The organism is Lutibacter sp. (assembly GCF_030692605.1).
In the GTDB taxonomy this organism is placed as follows: Bacteria; Bacteroidota; Bacteroidia; order Flavobacteriales; family Flavobacteriaceae; genus Lutibacter.
The window spans coordinates 43,201-63,600 of sequence record NZ_JAUYUD010000010.1; the positions used below are offsets into that span (position 1 = coordinate 43,201).

Below are 20,400 nucleotides of genomic sequence, written 5' to 3' on the forward strand. Positions count from 1 at the left end.
AATTAATTTATTTCATCAGTAAAACGATATCCAATACCCCAAGTGGTCAAAATGTATTTTGGGGTTGTAAGATCAGCTTCAATTTTGGTTCGTAATCTATTTATGTGTGAGTTTACTGTGTGTTCGTAACCGGAGAATTCATATCCCCAAACTATATTTAGTAAATTTTCTCGGGAATAGTTTTTTCCAGGATTTGACATAAATAGATACAACAAATCAAACTCTTTCGGAGTCAGTTCTACCTTATTGCCCTCCAGTGTTACCTTTCTTTTTACAGGGTCGATGACTAATGATCCACTTGTTATGATTTCTTCTGCAATCTCATTTTCCGATTTTACCATTTCGGTTCTTCGCAAAATGGCTTTTATTCTAGCAATGAATTCTCTGATACTAAATGGTTTTGTTAAGTAATCATCTGCTCCAGTTTCTAGCCCTATTATTTTATCAATTTCCTCACTGCGAGCGGTTAGCATTAAAATTGGTGTGAAAATTTTAGCTGCTCTCAATCGTCTGCATATCTCAATTCCGTCCATTTCTGGAAGCATAACATCAAGTATAATCATATCATACTTATTTTTGGTGGCCAAGTTTAAGCCTTCGGTCCCAGTATGTGCTTTGGTCAAATTACAATAAATGTCTTTTAAATGTATCGCAACTAGTTCCACTATCGAAACATCATCTTCAATCATTAAAATGTTTTTCATAGTCTATTGTTATTTAAATTTAATTCTTCGACAGAAGTTATTTTGCTTTACAAATATGAGACTTAGTTATCACAAAATAATCACGTAATTATTTTTTTTTGAAAAATTAGGCTAAAAATCCTCAATTAAAAGGTTTGTTTTTAGCCTAATGTATCATAATCCCAGAATCCGCATTAGAAATCTGCTGCATCTGAATTCTTCTTCAAAACCAAGAACTTACTCCTATTTTTAAAATCAAAATTCAAAAGTATTCCTCATCTAAAAATAGTCCGTGAGCTCTTGTTTTTATTGAATTATTCAGCTTCGTTACGATGTCTAATGCGGATTCTGGGATAATTTGCATTTTGATTGTTTTTTCTACCTTATTTTTTTGCAGTTCCTGTTGGATTGGTTGCAATGGCATTATTAGCCATCGAATATACTACGTGATCCATTGCGGTTGCTGAAATAGTGGCTAAAAGCGGCTTTAATAAAAACGGTTTTGGACTATTGTCCGGGAAAGGTTCGATGCTGATTACTGCAGTTTTGCCCGACAAATCCGTTGGAAACGTTACTCCTGAAGGTGCATTTTTTATAAAATCTTCTCCTGGAAAAGGAGGAGTTCCTAAAGCTCCACTGAATCCATTGAACGCATCTGCTCCTGAGGGAGTTGTGAATGTTCCCGTAGTTACAGGTGTTCCGTTGATGACTACCCAACCTTCATATTTCCATCCTGCTGGTAAGGTAGGTAATTCTAATCCTGCAGTTGGAGGGAGAGAACCAATAAACCAAAGTCCACTTTTTTCATTTGTATTGTCTGCGTCAGAAGGTGTAGCTAACACATATTTTCCTTTAGCAGCTGTAAAATTATTAGCCAAAGCTTCAGGAGCTCCAATAGATAGAGCGGCATTATCTGATGCAAAATCACCAGCTAGTAAATGTGTAGCCGTTGGCGCTGGATTTGAATCGGGAAAAGGTTCAATTGTCAGGATAAATTTTGAGGCTTTACTTAGATTAGTTGAAGAAATTGGAAAAGAAGTTTGCGAAAGAACGCCAGTTGAATTTACTGAAAAAGTTCCCGTTGTTACTGGACTACCATCTACCATAATCCATCCTTCGTATTTGTAATTTGGACCTAAGTCCTCTAGTCCGGTGATGTTTAATGTCAAATTTTGACTTTGAGGAGAATCATTAGAATCATTTGTGCAGCTTGCCAAAAGCGCTACCATAAAAAGTCCTACTAAGGAAAGGTTTTTTTTTGTTTTCATTTTGTTAGTGTTTTATTTAGCTTACTTCTCTTTAATGTCTTTTTTCAGCAAATTCAGACTTGTTTGTTTTTGTTGGTACAAACCTAGTTTGAAGTTATCACGAAAAGATTGCAGAGAAATAAACTTTTTTGAACGGAAATAATACAAAACAAAAATCTCACCTATCAGGGTTAAAAAAAAGGGCGGATTACAATATTTATAGTAAGCCGTGTTGCAAACGCTGCGTTTTATATGATAATTTATTAGGTACTCGTCACAGACGAGCACCAGAGGAATTAGTTAGCTTTTCTGTGGTTAGGGGGCTTTTAAAACAACTTAATTTGCCCAGCCTCATCGGGCAGATTGTCATTTTCAGAATCCGAATCTTCATCAGAAAAATGGGTTCCATCATCGATTACTTCTTCATCATTCACTTCCACTTCTTCCAAAATAGGTGCTTCATAAACAAGTGATTCTAACAACGTAACTTGTTTAATTTTATCGGTAGTTAATTGATTTCCAAGAGCCTTAATTCCCTTTATTGCAATAAATTCTTCAAAATTAACTACTATATTTTCAATAGTTCGTTTTGAATGTTGAACTTCTGCCATTGGCCTGTAATCGGTTGAAACAATTTCTAATTGAGATTTTGGATGTTCCGATATAAAAAGCTCGTCTTTATTTGGATTGTCGATCATAAATCGTTTTACAAAGTATTTTTCCTTGTCGCCATCATAATAAATGACTGAAATCGGTTTTTCAGGAATCCATTTTTCCAGCACAATCATATCGTTATCGAAATGAGTTGTTAATTCAGGTTTTACGGTTTTAACAATTCCTTTTTGATTGATTATTAGCAATCTATCTTCGCCTTTAAATTCGCCTAACAATTCGCCTCTTTCGTCAACATTCAAGCGTTGTACCGTTTCATCGAACCAAATTTTTCGAGGTTTTAGGGTTGAAACTCCTTCCGATTTTAATTCAATTTTTTTAATAGAATTTTTTGAAACAATGTTTCCTTTTGAACTTCTTCCTTTAATGGCTAAATCGGAAAAATCAATATCCCATTTCAACTTTTTAATACTACCAACAGCCCGCAAATTAATGGTAATCGTTTCGGCTTCTCCATTCGGATTTTCAGTAAAATATAATACTGACGAAGCCTTGGTACCAGCAGTTAAATCATATTCTTTATCTCGGGTAACGCCCGTAACATTAAAGCGCTTCATATAACTTGGTCCGTTTTTCCCATCGCGATAAATCATATTGTAAACGGTACGTTTGTCGTTCTTTTTAAATACGGCAACGTGAATAATATCTTTTCCAACAAATGTCTTGGCATCAACTTTTGTAATCATCATTACTCCATCGCCTCTAAAAATTATAACATCATCAATATCAGAGCAATCATCTACATATTCATCTTTTTTTAATGAAGTTCCAACAAAACCTTCTTCTTTATTTACATATAGCTTTGTATTACGCATCACTACTTTTGTAGCTACAATATCGTCGAACATACGAATTTCAGTCAAACGATCTTTTCCTTTTCCGTATTTTGACTTTAGATTTTTAAAATAGTTGATGGCATACTCTATTAAATTTGCCAAATTACTTTTTACTTCTGCAATTTTATCTTCTAAACTTTCAATGAATTGTTTGGCTTTATCAATATCGAATTTTGATATTTTTTTAATTCTAATTTCCGTTAAACGAATAATATCTTCTTCTGTAATGGCTCGTTTTAAATGCTTAATAAAAGGTTTTAAACCTTCATCAATGGCTTTAATTACACCTTCCCAAGTTTCTTGCTCTTCAATATCTCGATAAATTCTATTTTCAATAAAAATTCGTTCCAATGATGCAAAATGCCATTGTTCTTCTAATTCATTTAATTGAATTTCTAACTCTAATTTTAACAATTCAACTGTATGATCTGTTGATCGTCTTAAGACTTCTGAAACGCCAATAAAAACAGGACTATTATCGTCAATAACACAACATAAAGGTGAAATTGGATTTTCGCAACTTGTAAAGGCAAATAAAGCATCAATGGTTTTGTCGGGTGAAATACCACTTGGCAAATGAATCAATATTTCAACATTGGCAGCAGTATTATCTTCAATTTGCCTAATTTTTATTGTTCCTTTATCGTTAGCCTTCAAAATAGAATCTATTAATGAGGACGTAGTTGTTCCGAAAGGAATTTCAGAAATAACCAATGTTTTTTTATCCAGTTGAGAAATTTTTGCTCTTACTCGTACTTTTCCACCTCTTTTACCATCTCTATAATCAGCAGCATCAGCTACACCACCAGTTAAAAAATCTGGAACGAGCGTAAAGGGTTTTCCTTTTAAATGCTTGATTGAAGCCTCAATTAGTTCATTAAAATTATGTGGTAATATTTTGGTTGAAAGTCCTACTGCAATTCCTTCAGCACCTTGAGCCAGTAACATTGGGAATTTTACAGGTAAATCTACTGGTTCTTTTCGTCTGCCATCATAAGAAGATTGCCATTCGGTTGTTTTTGGATTAAATACAACGTCTAAAGCAAATTTTGAAAGTCGTGCTTCTATATATCTAGAAGCCGCAGCGCGGTCACCGGTTAAGATATTTCCCCAGTTTCCTTGCATATCAATCAGCAATTCTTTTTGTCCAATTTGCACCATTGCATCAGCAATAGAGGCATCACCGTGAGGATGATATTGCATGGTATGGCCAACAATGTTTGCTACTTTATTATACCGCCCATCGTCTAAATCTTTCATAGAATGTAATATTCTACGTTGCACTGGTTTAAAACCATCCTTAATAGCTGGTACAGCCCGTTCTAAAATAACATAAGAAGCATAATCCAAGAACCATTCTTTGTACATTCCTGTAACCTTGGTAATGGTTTCTTGAATACCAAAATCTTCGTTTATTTCTTCATTCAAATGTTCGTTATTTTCTTCCATTTAATTCACTTATAATTCCTGAGTAGGCAGGAATGTATCTAAACTTTTCAATCGTAAATTATAAATATCAAAATTAATACTCGCTATTCAAATTTTTTCAATCTTAATTCATAAATCGTAAATCGTAATTCTAAAAATTACTCTTCTAAAATATCTAATTCAATTTTTAAATTACTGATGATAAATTTTTGTCGGTCTGGGGTATTTTTACCCATATAAAATTCCAACATTTTTTCGATAGGCATTTCTTTATCCAACATTACAGGGTCTAAGCGAATATCATCTCCAATAAAATGAACAAATTCGTCAGGTGAAATTTCACCCAATCCTTTAAAACGTGTAATTTCAGGTTTCCCTTTTAATTTTTTAATTGCATTTTGTTTTTCTTCAGGAGAATAACAATAAAAAGTGTCTTTTTTGTCTCTCACTCTAAACAATGGTGTATCTAAAATATACAAATGACCTTCTTTAATTAATTCAGGGAAAAACTGTAGAAAGAAGGTAATTAACAACAATCGAATGTGCATACCATCTACGTCGGCATCGGTAGCAATTACAATATTATTATAGCGTAAATCTTCTAAAGATTCTTCGATATTTAACGCCGCTTGCAGTAAATTGAATTCTTCATTTTCATACACGATTTTTTTATTCATCCCGTAGGAATTCAATGGTTTTCCACGTAAACTAAAAACCGCTTGGGTATTTACATTTCTCGATTTTGTGATGGAACCACTTGCTGAATCTCCTTCGGTAATAAATAAGGTGCTTTCTAACCTTTTTTCGTGTTTTAAATCGTTGAAATGAGCACGGCAATCTCTTAATTTTTTATTGTGAACACTTGCTTTTTTTGCTCGTTCTCTAGCTAATTTTCTTATTCCGGAAAGATCTTTACGTTCTTTTTCGGCTTGCATAATTTTTCGTTGAATATGTTCTGCTACATCAGGATTTTTATGCAGGTAATTATCTAAATTCTTTTTTACAAAATCGGTAATAAAAGTTCTTACTGAAGGTAGCCCTCCGCCCATTTCTGTAGAACCTAATTTTGTCTTCGTCTGGCTTTCAAAAATAGGCTCCATTACCTTTACACTAACTGCAGAAACAATAGATTTACGAATATCGGAAGGTTCGTAATTTTTACCAAAATACTCTCTAATTGTTTTAACAATAGCCTCTCTAAAAGCGTTTTGATGTGTTCCCCCTTGGGTTGTATGTTGCCCATTTACAAAGGAATGATATTCCTCGCTGTATTGCGCTTTGCTAAATGTTATAGCCACTTCAATATCTTCCCCTTTTAAATGAATTATTGGAAATAATTTTGAATCTTCATCAATATTTTCATCCAATAAATCTCTTAATCCGTTTTCTGAATAATATTTTTCACCGTTAAAAACAACCGTTAATCCAGTATTTAGATACACATAGTTTTTAACCATTTTAGAAATGTATTCATTTCTGAATTTATACTTTGTGAAAATGGCTTTATCGGGTACAAAACTTACTTTAGTTCCTTTTCTTTGGTTAGATTCAACAGGTTTTTCTTCTAAAACTATATTTCCTTGCTCAAAAGAAGCAACAACGGTTAAGTTATCTCTAAAAGATTGCACTGTAAAACTAGACGATAAGGCATTTACAGCTTTGGTTCCAACCCCGTTTAATCCAACCGATTTTTTAAATGCTTTTGAATCGTATTTTCCGCCAGTATTCATTTTAGAAACTACATCTACCACTTTGCCTAATGGAATTCCTCTACCATAATCACGTACCGTAACAACCTCTTCCTTTACCGACAACTCAATGGTTTTACCTGCACCCATCACATACTCATCTATGGAATTGTCTAGAACTTCTTTTATTAAAATATAAATTCCATCATCTGGTGAAGACCCATCACCTAATTTTCCAATATACATACCTGGACGCATTCTAATATGCTCCTTCCAATCAAGTGAACGAATATTATCTTCGGTATATGCTGTTTGCTCTATCATTTATTTATGCATGCTTTTTTGGAGAGGTGCTAAAGTACTATATTGCTTTAAGAAATAAAAAAAAGTCTGCTAAAATAATTATTAACAGACTTATCAAAATAATATTAAACTTTATTTTTAAACATTAAATCTGAAATGCATCACATCACCATCTTTTACAATATATTCTTTTCCCTCAACGCGCATTTTCCCAGCTTCTTTTACTTTTGCTTCGCTACCATATTTTACATAATCTCCATATGCTATAACTTCTGCTCTAATAAATCCTTTTTCAAAATCACTATGAATAACCCCAGCCGCTTGAGGAGCAGTGTCACCGATATGAATAGTCCATGCTCTCACCTCTTTAACTCCTGCCGTAAAATAGGTTTGAAGGTTCAATAATTTATATGCAGATCTTATTAAAACAGATGCTCCAGGCTCTTTTAATCCTAAATCCTCTAAAAATAATTGACGCTCTTCATACGTTTCTAATTCTGTTATATCCGCTTCAGTTCCAACTGCCAACACAATAACTTCAGCTTTTTCATCTTTAACGGCTTCTTTAATTGCATCTACATATGCATTTCCATTTACTGCCGATTCTTCATCAACATTACAAACATATAAAACAGGCTTGTCTGTAATTAAATTTAAAGGAGTAACAAATTCTTCTCTATCTTTTGCTGAAATTTCAATTGCTCTAACAGAAATAGCAGCTTCTAATCCAATTCTAACTTTTTCTAAAACTTCTTGTTCTTTTTGAGCTTCTTTATTACCTGTTCTTGAAGCCTTTCTAACTTTATCTAATTTTTTTTCTAAAGATTCTAAATCCTTTAATTGTAATTCAATATCAATAGTTTCTTTATCTCTTATTGGATTTATAGAACCATCAACATGCACAATATTATCATTATCAAAACAACGCAAAACGTGTATTATAGCATCCGTTTCTCTAATATTGCCTAAAAACTGATTTCCTAAACCTTCGCCTTTACTAGCTCCTTTTACTAAACCTGCAATATCAACAATATCAACTGTTGCCGGTAACACACGTTGAGGATTTACTAATTCTTCTAACTTATTTAACCTTGAATCTGGTACATTAACCACTCCAATATTAGGTTCTATAGTGCAAAATGGGAAATTAGCACTTTGCGCTTTTGCATTTGATAAACAATTAAATAAAGTCGATTTCCCTACATTTGGTAATCCTACAATTCCTGCCTTCATTTTTTAAATTTTTGGAGGTGCAAATATACTATTTACTAAGTTATAAAATTAAGTTTACATGTTTAAAAAAATATTATATTGAAATTAATTAAAAATAAATAAATATCGTAATAAATTGTATATTTGATTTAAACATTAATCAAACTTATGATGAAAAAATTACATATTTTACTACTAATTCTATGTTTTATTACAAACATTGCAATAGCACAAGAAGTTATAACTGGAACTGTAACTGATACTTCCTCAGAACCTTTAGCAGGAGCCAGTATTGTTGAAAAAGGAACTTCAAACGGTACCGTTGCCGATTTTAATGGAAAATACAAAATTACAGTTAAACAAGGAACAACTTTAGTATTTAGTTATATCGGATTTCAATCGAAAGAAATTATTGTTAAATCTTCTATTATAAATGTCACTCTAGCAAGTGGCGAACAATTAAATGAAGTACAAATAGTAGGTTCAAGAAGTACAAAAAGAACAGCTATCGACACTCCTGTTCCTGTTGATGTTATTGATGTTGCAGAACTTGCCACCAAAAATGGAAATGTAGAAATTACCCAAATCTTACAATATGCGGCTCCATCATTTAATGCTACAAAACAATCGGGATCTGATGGTGCAGATCATATTGTACCCGCATCTTTAAGAGGTCTTGGACCAGACCAAACATTGGTTTTAATCAATGGAAAAAGAAGACATCAATCTTCACTGGTAAATATTTTTGGAACACGTGGTAGAGGTAATTCTGGAACAGATTTAAATGCAATTCCAGCGGCTGCCATAAAAAGAATTGAAGTTTTAAGAGACGGTGCTTCAGCACAATACGGCTCAGATGCTATTGCGGGAGTTATTAATATTGTTTTAAAAGATGATACTGATGGTTTAACAGGTGGTTTAACTTATGGAGCTTATAGTACCAAAGTCGGAGGTAATTATGCAAAGGAAATTTACGATACCCAAGGCGAATGGGAACCTGAACTTTTTAATGTTGAAGGTAAAAACAGATTAGACGGAAAAGATAAAAGTTTTGATGGTGAAACAACTAAATTAGACCTAAACTATGGTGTGAAAATTGGTGAAAAAGGATTTATAAACTTTACTACTGAACTCTTATCCAAAGAAAAAACATTACGCCCAAGTTTTGATTGGAGACAGGGCTACGGAAGTGCAGCTGTAGACGGATTTAATTTTATGATAAATGCTTCTATACCAGTTACTGATAATACAGAATTTTATACTTTCGGTGGTAGAAATTATAAGGATACCAATGCAAATGCTTTTTCAAGATATGCATATATAGATGGAAATCCTGATGATTCCGACAACCGTTCAGTTCCAAGTTTATATCCAAATGGTTTTACACCACAAATCACTTCAATTATTACTGATGTATCTATATCTACTGGTTTAAAACATCAAATGAAAAATGGTTGGCATGTAGATTTTAACAACACTTTTGGAAAAAATAATTTCCATTATTACATCAAAAATTCGAATAATGCTTCTATGAAAGATGCTTCACCTACAGATTTTGATGCTGGAGGGCATAGTTTATCTCAGAATACAACAGGAGTTGATTTCAATAAATATTTTGAAGAGGCTGCTAGTGGAGTTAATCTAGCTTTTGGAATGGAATTTAGAACCGAGAATTTCTTAATTTTTTCTGGTGAAGAGGCTTCTTATGCCTTATACGATGAAGATGGATTGCCAATTACAAATCCAGCAACACAAACTGTAGCTTATGATTCAAATGGTGAAGATTTATCTGGAGGATCACAAGGATTTCCAGGATATAGTCCCGATAATGAAGTTGATAGAAATAGAACCAATGTTGGACTTTATGCAGATGCTGAATTCAATTTAAGCGAGAGTTTTTTAGCTGCCGTTGCAGTACGTTATGAAAATTACAGTGACTTTGGAAGTACTTTTAACTATAAATTAGCAAGCAGATTAAAAGTGAATGATAATTTATCATTCCGTGGTTCGTTATCAACAGGCTTTAGAGCTCCTTCTTTAGCTCAATTATATTACAACTTAATATTTACAAATATTGTAGGTGGAACCTCACTTACTTCACTACTCTCTGCAAATAATAGCACTGTTACAAAAGCTTTTGGAATAGAACAATTGAAAGAAGAAAAAGCATTTAATGGAAGTATTGGATTCACCTTTAAAAAAGATGGATTTACAGCAACTGTTGATGCGTATTCTATTAGTGTTGATAACAGAATCATCCTAACTGATAATTTTGATGCTTCTGGTTTAGGAATACCAGGTGTTGAGGCTGCTCAATTTTTTGCAAATGGTGTAGATACCAGAACTCAAGGTGTTGATTTAGTATTTACCTACAACGCTACATTAAACAGAGAAAGTTCATTAAATATTGGATTGATAGGAAATATTAATGACTTGAAAATCAATAAAATTCATAATGGAACTTTGAATGAATTTACCTTTTTTGGACCATTTTCTCAAGCTTATTTAAAAGCCGCAGCACCAGATTATAAATTTGGATTAAACTTAGGTTATAAAAATAAAAAGTTTAGTGCAAATGGAGTGCTAACACAATTTAGTCAAGTTAAATTGCAAGACTTTCAATGGGTAGACAGTCCTGCAACTAATCAAGCAGAAGCAAATGATTTATATGCAATTGCTACTGATGTTTATAAAAAAGCAATGACTGTTGATTTAAATGTTTCATATGAATTTTCTGATGCATTAACTTTTACCATTGGTGGTAACAATATTTTAAATAAATATGCTACTCCACAATTTGATGGATGGACTGACCAAGGTGGTTTTGCAGATTCAGTACAAATGGGATCAGATGGGGCTTATTTCTTTGGTAGATTAAGTTTTAAATTGTAATTATTTTTAATTTTTAATTTAAAAAAGAAGGTGTATAAATGTAAATACACCTTCTTTTTTTTATTCCTTTAAATGTGAATTATTCTAATATTAATTTTATATTTATTAATCCTATCAATAAATATATAACCATTGAAATCAGCAATCAATCTTCACCACATTTTTATTTCAGTTTTATTTTCATTTTCAATCACATCATGTTCGGATAATTTCAACAAAAATGACAATGCTAAATCAGCGTATGATTATGTAAATCCATTTATTGGTACTGGTGGGCACGGACACACTTTTCCTGGTGCAACATTGCCTTTTGGAATGGTTCAATTAAGTCCAGATACTCGTTTAACGGGTTGGGATGGATGTTCTGGCTATCATAATTCTGATTCTATAATTTACGGCTTTTCACACACGCATTTAAGCGGAACAGGAATTTCAGATTATGGTGATATTTTATTAATGCCTTTTAATCATTCCGAAACGATTTCAATTGAAGACATTGAAAATCAGCAACTAATTCCTTCAGAATTTAGAAAAGAAACTGAAAGTGCAAAACCAGGTTTATACAACGTTCATTTAGACAAACCAAATATTGATGTTGAATTAACAGCAACAACCCGAGTAGGAATTCATAATTATATTTTTAACAAAGAAAAAAATAATAAAATACTGCTCGATTTAAATCATAGAGATAAAGTGCTGAATTTTAACATAAGTATTGAAAATGAAACTACGATTTCTGGTTTCAGACAATCAGAAGCTTGGGCAACAAATCAGCACGTTTATTTTTATATGGAGTTTTCAGAACCTTTTTTAGTTGATGAAATTATAAATAAATCGAAGAAAGAAACTGAAAAATTGTATAAAATATTGGCTTTCAACGCTGGTTTAAAAGAAATAATGGTAAAGGTTGGGATATCAGCAGTTAGTGTTGAAGGAGCCAAAAAAAACTTAAAAAAAGAAGCTGCTAGTTGGGATTTTAGCAGTTACAAAGAAAATGCAAAAACTGTTTGGACAAAAGCATTGCAAAAAATTGAAGTAAAAAGTAAAGATGAGGAAAAATTAACCGTTTTTTATTCCGCGCTATATCACACAATGATTGCTCCAAATACTTTTTCTGATGTCAACGGAAATTATAGAGGGATGGATCAAGAAATTCACAATGACAATCTAAACACAACATACAGCGTTTTTTCTTTGTGGGATACTTTTAGAGCCGCTCACCCACTCTATACGATTATTGAGCAAAAACGCACCAACGAATTTATCAATACTTTTTTAAAGCATTATAAACAAGGTGGAAGATTGCCTGTTTGGGAATTATCCAGTAATGAAACGGAATGTATGATCGGTTATCATTCTGTCTCCGTTATTGCCGATGCTTTCAACAAAGGAATTACAAATTTTGATTCAAAAACGGCTTTGGAAGCTATGATATATAGTGCTAATTTGAACCATTTTGGTTTAGAATCGTATAAAAAGTATGGATATATAAGAGCTGGAGACGAATCGGAATCTGTTTCAAAAACCTTGGAATATGCGTATGATGATTGGTGTATTGCTCAGTTTGCAAAAACTCAAAGAGATACAAAAACATACGCCGAATTTATGCTAAGAGCACAATCTTACAAAAATAGTTTCGATCCAACTACCAATTTTATGAGAGCGCGTTTAAATGGAGGCTGGTTTAAACCTTTTGAACCTTCAGAAGTAAACTTTAATTATACCGAAGCAAATTCTTGGCAATATTCATTATTTGTACCTCAAGATGTTTCTGGTCTCATAAATTTATTTGGTGGAAACGAAAAATTTGAACAACGGTTGGATGATTTATTTACAACTAGTTCAAACACCACTGGACGTGAACAGGCAGATATTACTGGCTTAATTGGGCAATATGCACATGGAAACGAACCGAGTCATCATATGGCATATTTGTACAACTTTATTGGCAAACCTTGGAAAACTCAAGAACGAGTAAAACAAATTATAGATGAGCAATATTGGAATGCTCCTGACGGACTTTCAGGCAACGAAGATTGTGGACAAATGAGCGCTTGGTTTGTTCTTAGTGCTTCTGGCTTTTATTCTGTAACGCCTGGGAAAAATTATTATGTAATTGGCGCCCCAACCTTTGAGGAAGTTATTTATAATCTCGAAAATGGAAAGAAATTTAAAATTAAAACTAAAAATGTATCAGATGAAAATAAATACATACAATCCGCTACTTTAAATGGTGAAAAATACACAAAATCGTATTTGCTGCATCAAGATATAATGAATGGAGGGGAATTGGTTTTTAAAATGGGAAAAACGCCTTCAAAAGAGTTTGGAGTTGGAAAAGCTAATATTCCAATTTCAGAAATTACAGATAATTTGATTATTTCTGTTCCTTTTATAGATGCTAAAAAGAAAACTTTTACAAAATTTTTAGAAATTAACATAGGAAGTAATTGTACCGATTGCGAATTAAAATATTACGTAGGTGAGCAAAAAAAACCTACTTGGTTGAAATATGAAAGTCCCATTAATATTACTAAAACTTCAACAATTACAGCTCTTGCAATAAATAAAGATGGGATAAAGAGTAAGACCGTTACAAGTGAGTTTTTGAAAATTAAATCTGGAAGAAATATTACCCTAAAAGCTAAATACGACAATCAATATGCAGCTGAGGGTGATGGCGCTTTAATTGATATGCTAAAAGGAAGCAATAATTTTAGAACTGGTTTTTGGCAAGGCTATCAAGATCAAGATGTTGAAGTGATAGTGGATTTAGGTAAATTAGAATCAGTTTCAAATATTTCAACAGGTTTTTTACAAGACAACCGTTCTTGGATTTGGTTTCCTAAATACGTTGATTATTATGCATCAAACGACGGTAAAAATTTTACGAAATTAAAAAATATTGTGAATGATTTCAGCCTCAAACAAGAAGGTTCTTTCACTAAAGAATTTGGTTTTAAAACAACTATAAAAACACGTTATCTAAAAATGATTGCTAAAAATTTTGGTGTTTGCCCAGATTGGCACTTAGGCGCTGGTGATAAATCCTGGATTTTTATTGATGAAATAACTATTGAATAATCCTAAAAACATCTGAAAAAACCATATAATTTGTACTATCTTTTAAAACAATTTTTAATTCAAAAATTTCTGAATTTGAAGATTCTATCAAAGGAAATTTTAGTTTAATTCTTGAAGAATATTTTACAAAAAAAGGTTGATCTAAAATTATTTTTGAAGACTGTTTTTCAACTAATGAAACCGCTATTTTACCTGTGAAATTTGAAACTAAATCAGAAATTATTTCAATTTCATTTTTCTCATAATTCAAAACAGCAATTATTGGTTTGAAATTTTCTTTTATGGTATTAAAAGCATCCTTTTCTTGACCGTAATAATCTAAAATACTCCACGAAGGTCCAGGCCAACAATCGTTTAATTGCCAAAATAGCGTTCCCATACAATGGGGAGATTGTTGTCTGTGACTTTGAATAGCTGTTTGCAACGCAATTGTTTGGGTTTTCTGGCTTTTTACTACAAAGTCATCAAAGGAAGTTGGTTTCTCAAACCAAGTATTTATATGCTTTAAAATTAAACCATTGCCAATATAACTTTTTTGGCGGTTCTTCATGGTTTTTGATTCTAATGAAAAACTCGCTTCTGATGCAAAGGTTTTTATTGTTTTTATAGAAGGAAATGATTGAAAACCATACTCAACCATAAAACGACCAACATTTGTTTTATAATTTTTAAATGGTTCTTTTCCGTGCCAAATTCCCCAATAATGCATACTTCCATTATTAAAATTTTCAGAGGTGCCCCAATTACTTAAAGGTGATGTGCCTACATAATTAGCTTTTGAGTCTAATTTCTTTAACGTATTTGGAATTATATTATGAAATAAATTTTTATAAGAATTCCATAATTGTATTGAATCTTTTTTAGTATAACTATATTGTTTTTGCCAACCCCAGTTTTTCCAAGCAACTTCAATTTCATTATTTCCACACCATAACGCAATGCTAGGGTGCTTTTTAAGTCGGTTTACATTATCCTTTACTTCCTGTTCAATATTCTTTAAAAATTCTGAATCATTGGGGTATAAACTTCCTGCGAACATAAAATCTTGCCAAATTAAAATTCCGTTTTTATCGCATAATTCATAAAAAATATCTTTTTCATAAATACCTCCACCCCAAACTCGAAGCATATTCATGTTGGCTTTTATAACCTTTTCAATTATTTTTTTATAAGCGCGATCTGTAACCCGAGGTAAAAAAACATCTTGAGGAATGTAATTTGCACCTTTAATAAACAATGCCTTTCCATTAATTTTGAAATAAAATGAAGTCCCAATAGTGTCTTTTTCCTGAATTAATTCAACGGTTCTTATTCCAAACTCATCTGTTTTACCATCGAGTAATTTACTTCCTCTTTTTAGTTGAACGGAAATTTCATATAAATGTGGTTTCCCCATTCCATTTGGCCACCATAAATAAGGATTTACAATTTCAAATTTTTGCTGAATTGTTTGTGTTCCTTTTTTAATTTTTATTGGAATAGTGTTACTTATATTTTCCTCAGTATTTTCACCCAAATTAATCAACAATTTTAAATCATTAGACTTAGTAGACTCTGCTCCTTCAACTTCAATAATTGTTGTTAAATAGGCTTTATTATTGCTTATTGAATCTGTTTGAACATAGAGATTCGTTATTCTTGCTTCATTCCATGTATTAATTTTTACGTTTTTCCAGATTCCAGAAGTTACAAAACGAGGTCCAAAATCCCACCCAAATTGATACGCTGCTTTTCTTGTAAAGGAGCTTACTTTTAAATCTACAGTTTCATTTCCAGAAGGTAATTTATAAGGTTGGTTTTTAACTTTTTCGGAATTATATTTTAAAGGTGAAGTAAAACGTACTTCTAGTTTGTTACCTCCTACTTTAGCGAACTTTTTAATGTCAGCCTTCCAACTTCGAAACATATTGATTGCCTCAATTATTTTTTCTCCATTAAAAAAAACCGTTGCGTAAGTATCCAATCCTTCAAATTCTAGTTCTATATTTTCCTGTGAAAGCTGATCTCTTGTTAAATTTATTGTTGTTTTATAATTCCAATTTTCGTTTTCAATCCATTGTAATTTTAGTTCATTGGTTTCCCAAAAAGGATCTTCAATTAAATGATTTGCCAATAAATCGGTGTGAACAACTCCCGGAACAGTAGCTTTATAATATTTATCATCGCCTTCTTTTGAAAATTCCCAATTAGAATTTATTAGAATCGATTTTGCAGGTTCCGTTTTAGAACAAGATAAGATTGCAAAGGAAATACAAATAAATGCTAAAATTCTATTCATTTAAAAAGATTTATGATACTCTTAATTTTTTCTTCATCAACAACCGTTTCCTCACCCATTGAAAGTTTGGTTGAATTTTGAATTGATTTTCGTGCTGTAAAATGCAAATTTTGAATTCCTGAACTGGCTATTTTTAAAGCATTTGTTTCATTAACACCACTACCAGCCATAATTTGAATTTTATTGCCATAATTGGCCTGTAACTCAGTAATTACGGATAATCCTTTTTCTGCAGTAGATTGTAAACCTGATGTTAACAGCCTGTTAACTTTCATTTCAATTAATTTTTCTATTGCCAATTTATAATTTGAAACGAAATCAAAAGCACGATGAAATGTAATTTCTAAACTCAATGATTTTGATAAATCAACCAATCTTTTATTTAGTATAGAAACCTCATTATCAGCAGTTAATATACCGAAAACAACTCCCTTGGCTCCTGCTTTTTTAGCAGCAATAATGTCAGCTTTCATTAACTCAATATCTTCTTTAGAATAACAAAAATCACCTTCTTTTGGGCGAATCATTACATGAACTTCAATAGATGATTTCTCGACACATTGCTGAATTAATCCATAACTAGGAGTTAACCCACCAACTGATAAAGCTGAACATAATTCGATACGTTTGGCACCATATTTTTTAGCAATTAACGCCCCTTCAACACAATCTGTACAAATTTCAACTATCATACATTCACCATTTTTACCAGTTCCTATCAAATTTAGCATCAACCATTTCATTTTGAGAACTTGATTTTAACGCATAATTAAACCCTGCATAAACGCTATATCCACCTGTTTCACCGTATTTATTTAGCGCTATAAAACCGACTTGCATATTTGTTAAATCTTTATGTTTTTTGATAATTCTCTGTACAGCTTCTTTACAGGCGTCATTTGGTGACAATCCATTTCGCATTAATTCAACCACAATGGCACTTCCTGCAATTCTAATCACAGCTTCCCCAACGCCAGTAGCACAAGCTGCGCCAACTTCATTATCAACAAATAAACCAGCTCCTATTATAGGTGAATCTCCAACCCTACCGTGCAATTTATAGGCCATTCCACTGGTGGTACAAGCTCCTGCCAAATTACCCTTTTCATCTAAAGCTAATAATCCTATGGTATCATGGTTCTCACTATTGATTACTGGTTGATATTTTGATTCTTCTTTCCATTTTTCCCAAGCTGTTTTAGAACTATTGGTTAATAAATTGGTTTCTTTAAATCCTTTTTCCAAAGCAAATTGCTTTGCCCCATCGCCTACTAACATAACATGTGGTGTATCTTCCATCACTTTTCTTGCAACAGAAATTGGATTTTCAATATCTTGTAAACACGCAACTGCCCCACAATTATTTTCGTGATCCATAATACAGGCATCCAATGTTACTTTTCCATCTCTATCAGGTAATCCTCCAATACCTACACTTGAATTCTCTGGATCAGATTCTGTAACTCTCACACCAGCCTCTACGGCATCAATCGAATTGCCTTTTTTAGCTAAAATTTCCCAGGCGGCTGCATTAGCTTCCATGCCATGTATCCACGTAGAAATTACAATTGGTTTAATTACATTTTTAGAAGTGTCATTTATTTTTACCGATTCATTCTCTTTACTAAAACAAGAGTTTGATATTATAGCTACACCTCCAAGTGCCGATAGTTTTAAAAAATTTCTACGGGTTTTCATAAATTTTTATCAATAAAAGTAATGTTGAAGAACGGAATTATTTTTAACCTGTACAAAGTTTAGTTACAAAAAAAAATCCCAAATTTTAATTTGAGATTTTTTATATAAAACGTTTCTAATTAAAACGCGTTGGGTGCAATTAATTTTTAACGATGATTTTTCGTCACTTCGAGTGATTTTCGCTAGAAAATTGCATCGAGAACAGAAAAAGGATTGTTAAAAACGGTTCTCGATACATTTTTTGTTTCGTTTTACTGCACAAAAAAAACTCGAACAGACGTTTTTAATAATTCTAACTAACGTTTTTTTAATACTTTGTAAATCAATTATTTAATTTTTTTATTTTTCTATAAAAATTTATTCCTATTTACACTTTCCACCGTTAGCTGAAGGAGTCAATTTGGTGCGAATATGTGGAATTACACCCAACGGGTTAATTAAACTATTCTTTAATCAAAAATTGTTGTTTCGCTAGTAACGCTTCTTCCCTTTCTACATTGATATCAACTGGTTACCTTGAAATTAAAACGAACTGATTTTTTTTATAAAAAAGCTGAACAAATGAACTAATCTAAACTGCCAAATATTTTTAAAAATAGATTCATTAAATTTGTTGAGAAATGGTTACAATCTTGATTGAGCTTCTTCAATAATATTTTTATATTTTTTTAAAATACGATTCCATTCTTCAAATTTTTCATCTTCTTTTACACTTGCCAAGCCATCTGCCCTTTCACTACTTATTTTAATAACATATTTAAGAGGATTCGAGTCTCCTAATTTTACTATAACCCTAGTTCTTATTGTACTTCCTTTAAAATTATGAACTTGCCAAGCAGTTCTTAAATAGCCAGTTTCTTTATCTATTACTTCAAGAACATCAAATTCTGTAGTAACAATTGAACTTAATAATTTCCAAGAATCACTTGCATTAAGCTGAGGTTTAACAACAATTGAGAAATTCACATTTGCTAAATCTGTCGAAATTGAAGTTTTATATGCTTCGTCTTCGCTTAATTCAAAATGTTCCCTTAGTGGAGGTACTTGATAATCCTTTGAATTGCAATAATTCTTTTTAACAGATAAAAAACTTTCTTTAAACAATATTACTTCAACACAAGTATTTTCAGGAACTTTCAATTCATAATTACCGACTCCAACAATTTTTCCGTCAACTTTAATTTCAGCAGTTTTTGGTGTAACTTCCATTTTTACTAACCTATCTTTTAATAAAAAGTTGAAAGCAAGTGGAGGCTCGTCATCATTTTCTTTATTACAAAATACCTTTTCTTCCAGCGTAAATCCTTCTTTTTTTGCTTGAATAAATGTGCATTCTCCTTTTGGAATTACAACCTCAGCTGAACCAACTCCAATTAATTTTTGATTTGAATAAATTTCCGCATCTGCCGGTGAAATTTTAACTTGAACTGCCCTGTCTTGGAGAGAAAAATTATCAATAATAGGTGGAGCACTTTCGCTTTCTTTATTAAAGTATGTTTTTTTCAATGTTTTAAATCCTTTCTTTTTTATCTCAACAGTTAAGGCAGCATCCTTCTTAATAATTGCAGTGAAACTTTTTGACCCAACAAAAACACCGTCAATAAAAATCTCTGCATCATATGGTTCTACTTTAATTTCAACCATTCTATTCTCTAAAATTAGTTGAACTACTGAAGGCCACTTAATTGTTTTAGGAAAATCTTTTATCAAAGGCTGGAAACCCTCCTTAACAATCATTATTCTATTTAATTCATTCTTAACTAACTTATGTTCTGCGGTACCAACACCTAACATAGGCTTAATAACTTCAGAATCCCTCATTTTAAAAATTTGCGCGTCTGAATAATTGGTGGTAATTTTAATTTTATTCTGAGATTGTAAAAATGTAACGCTCAGCACTATAAATAAAAAGACGAATTTTCTATTTTTCATAACAAAAAAGATTTGGTTTATTGATTAGCTAATATAAAAAAACTTTATACACTAATTACGTGTGCAAATATTTTTTTTTAACTAGTAATTCCTCTTCACTTTCTACATTCTCATCATCTGGAACACAACAATCTACCGGACAAACAGCAGCACATTGAGGTTCATTATGAAAACCTTTGCACTCAGTACATTTATCTGCCACAATAAAGTAAACTTCATCATCAATTGGTTCCTGATCTTCATCGGCATTAAAACTTTTACCATTTGGTAGCATGCCTTTTCCTGATAAATTTGTTCCATCAGAATATTTCCAATTTTCAGCAGACTCATAAATAGCATTATTAGGACATTCTGGCTCACAAGCTCCACAATTTATACATTCGTCTGTTATTTTTATTGCCATAATTTAAATTCGATTAATTTTGCAACAAACCTACATATATTTTT

Annotated in this window: 12 protein-coding genes; 2 read left to right on the plus strand and 10 right to left on the minus strand. The window is 32.0% G+C overall.

The window, feature by feature from the left end:
• Positions 1-2: 2 nt before the first annotated feature.
• The 5 genes from Q8S45_RS01055 to ychF all read right to left on the minus strand — a co-directional run bounded on the left by Q8S45_RS01055 (position 3) and on the right by ychF (position 8,090).
• Positions 3-704, minus strand: a complete 702-nt coding sequence (locus Q8S45_RS01055; RefSeq protein ID WP_305600417.1) for a response regulator transcription factor — start codon at positions 702-704, stop codon at positions 3-5.
• A 362-nt stretch (positions 705-1,066) separates the two neighbouring features.
• Positions 1,067-1,951 (minus strand): hypothetical protein, encoded by an 885-nt coding sequence (locus Q8S45_RS01060; protein WP_305600418.1) that lies wholly within the window; start codon positions 1,949-1,951, stop codon positions 1,067-1,069.
• A gap of 305 nt (positions 1,952-2,256) precedes the next feature.
• On the minus strand, positions 2,257-4,887 hold the full coding sequence (locus Q8S45_RS01065) for a DNA gyrase/topoisomerase IV subunit A (RefSeq protein WP_305600420.1): 2,631 nt from the start codon (positions 4,885-4,887) through the stop codon (positions 2,257-2,259).
• 137 nt (positions 4,888-5,024) lie between these two features.
• Positions 5,025-6,878 (minus strand): DNA topoisomerase IV subunit B, encoded by a 1,854-nt coding sequence (locus Q8S45_RS01070; RefSeq protein ID WP_305600422.1) that lies wholly within the window; start codon positions 6,876-6,878, stop codon positions 5,025-5,027.
• Between the two features lie 117 nt (positions 6,879-6,995).
• Positions 6,996-8,090, minus strand: a complete 1,095-nt coding sequence (gene ychF, locus Q8S45_RS01075; RefSeq protein ID WP_305600424.1) for a redox-regulated ATPase YchF — start codon at positions 8,088-8,090, stop codon at positions 6,996-6,998.
• Between the two features lie 147 nt (positions 8,091-8,237).
• Between ychF and Q8S45_RS01080 the strand changes: the two genes are divergently transcribed.
• Both Q8S45_RS01080 and Q8S45_RS01085 read left to right on the plus strand, forming a co-directional pair.
• The gene (locus Q8S45_RS01080) at positions 8,238-10,961 is read left to right on the plus strand and encodes a TonB-dependent receptor domain-containing protein (RefSeq protein WP_371132961.1); all 2,724 of its coding nucleotides are present in this window, start codon (positions 8,238-8,240) and stop codon (positions 10,959-10,961) included.
• Positions 10,962-11,093: 132 nt separating this feature from the next.
• The gene (locus tag Q8S45_RS01085; RefSeq protein WP_305600426.1) at positions 11,094-14,045 is read left to right on the plus strand and encodes a GH92 family glycosyl hydrolase; all 2,952 of its coding nucleotides are present in this window, start codon (positions 11,094-11,096) and stop codon (positions 14,043-14,045) included.
• Here the strand turns inward: Q8S45_RS01085 and Q8S45_RS01090 are convergent.
• From Q8S45_RS01090 to Q8S45_RS01110, 5 genes are all read right to left on the minus strand, one after another.
• On the minus strand, positions 14,035-16,323 hold the full coding sequence (locus Q8S45_RS01090) for a glycoside hydrolase family 2 protein (protein ID WP_305600428.1): 2,289 nt from the start codon (positions 16,321-16,323) through the stop codon (positions 14,035-14,037). The genes Q8S45_RS01085 and Q8S45_RS01090 overlap by 11 nt on opposite strands.
• A complete protein-coding gene (locus tag Q8S45_RS01095; RefSeq protein WP_305600430.1) occupies positions 16,320-17,054 on the minus strand; it encodes a copper homeostasis protein CutC in 735 nt (244 codons plus the stop codon). The genes Q8S45_RS01090 and Q8S45_RS01095 overlap by 4 nt, the downstream gene beginning before the upstream one ends.
• The gene (locus Q8S45_RS01100) at positions 17,029-18,021 is read right to left on the minus strand and encodes an isoaspartyl peptidase/L-asparaginase family protein (RefSeq protein WP_305600431.1); all 993 of its coding nucleotides are present in this window, start codon (positions 18,019-18,021) and stop codon (positions 17,029-17,031) included. The genes Q8S45_RS01095 and Q8S45_RS01100 overlap by 26 nt, the downstream gene beginning before the upstream one ends.
• A 624-nt stretch (positions 18,022-18,645) precedes the next feature.
• On the minus strand, positions 18,646-19,953 hold the full coding sequence (locus Q8S45_RS01105) for a hypothetical protein (RefSeq protein ID WP_305600433.1): 1,308 nt from the start codon (positions 19,951-19,953) through the stop codon (positions 18,646-18,648).
• A gap of 55 nt (positions 19,954-20,008) precedes the next feature.
• Positions 20,009-20,356: a 4Fe-4S dicluster domain-containing protein gene (locus Q8S45_RS01110; RefSeq protein ID WP_305600435.1), complete on the minus strand. Its 348-nt coding sequence runs from the start codon at positions 20,354-20,356 to the stop codon at positions 20,009-20,011.
• Positions 20,357-20,400 lie beyond the last annotated feature (44 nt).

Bases quoted from the DNA above. Each gene is read 5' to 3' on its own strand.
- Q8S45_RS01055 (WP_305600417.1), bottom strand. From the start codon at position 704: ATGAAAAACATTTTAATGATTGAAGATGATGTTTCGATAGTGGAACTA.
- Q8S45_RS01060 (WP_305600418.1), bottom strand. From the start codon at position 1,951: ATGAAAACAAAAAAAAACCTTTCCTTAGTAGGACTTTTTATGGTAGCG.
- Q8S45_RS01065 (WP_305600420.1), bottom strand. From the start codon at position 4,887: ATGGAAGAAAATAACGAACATTTGAATGAAGAAATAAACGAAGATTTT.
- Q8S45_RS01070 (WP_305600422.1), bottom strand. From the start codon at position 6,878: ATGATAGAGCAAACAGCATATACCGAAGATAATATTCGTTCACTTGAT.
- ychF (WP_305600424.1), bottom strand. From the start codon at position 8,090: ATGAAGGCAGGAATTGTAGGATTACCAAATGTAGGGAAATCGACTTTA.
- Q8S45_RS01080 (WP_371132961.1), top strand. From the start codon at position 8,238: ATGATGAAAAAATTACATATTTTACTACTAATTCTATGTTTTATTACA.
- Q8S45_RS01090 (WP_305600428.1), bottom strand. From the start codon at position 16,323: ATGAATAGAATTTTAGCATTTATTTGTATTTCCTTTGCAATCTTATCT.
- Q8S45_RS01095 (WP_305600430.1), bottom strand. From the start codon at position 17,054: ATGCTAAATTTGATAGGAACTGGTAAAAATGGTGAATGTATGATAGTT.
- Q8S45_RS01100 (WP_305600431.1), bottom strand. From the start codon at position 18,021: ATGAAAACCCGTAGAAATTTTTTAAAACTATCGGCACTTGGAGGTGTA.
- Q8S45_RS01105 (WP_305600433.1), bottom strand. From the start codon at position 19,953: ATGAAAAATAGAAAATTCGTCTTTTTATTTATAGTGCTGAGCGTTACA.
- Q8S45_RS01110 (WP_305600435.1), bottom strand. From the start codon at position 20,356: ATGGCAATAAAAATAACAGACGAATGTATAAATTGTGGAGCTTGTGAG.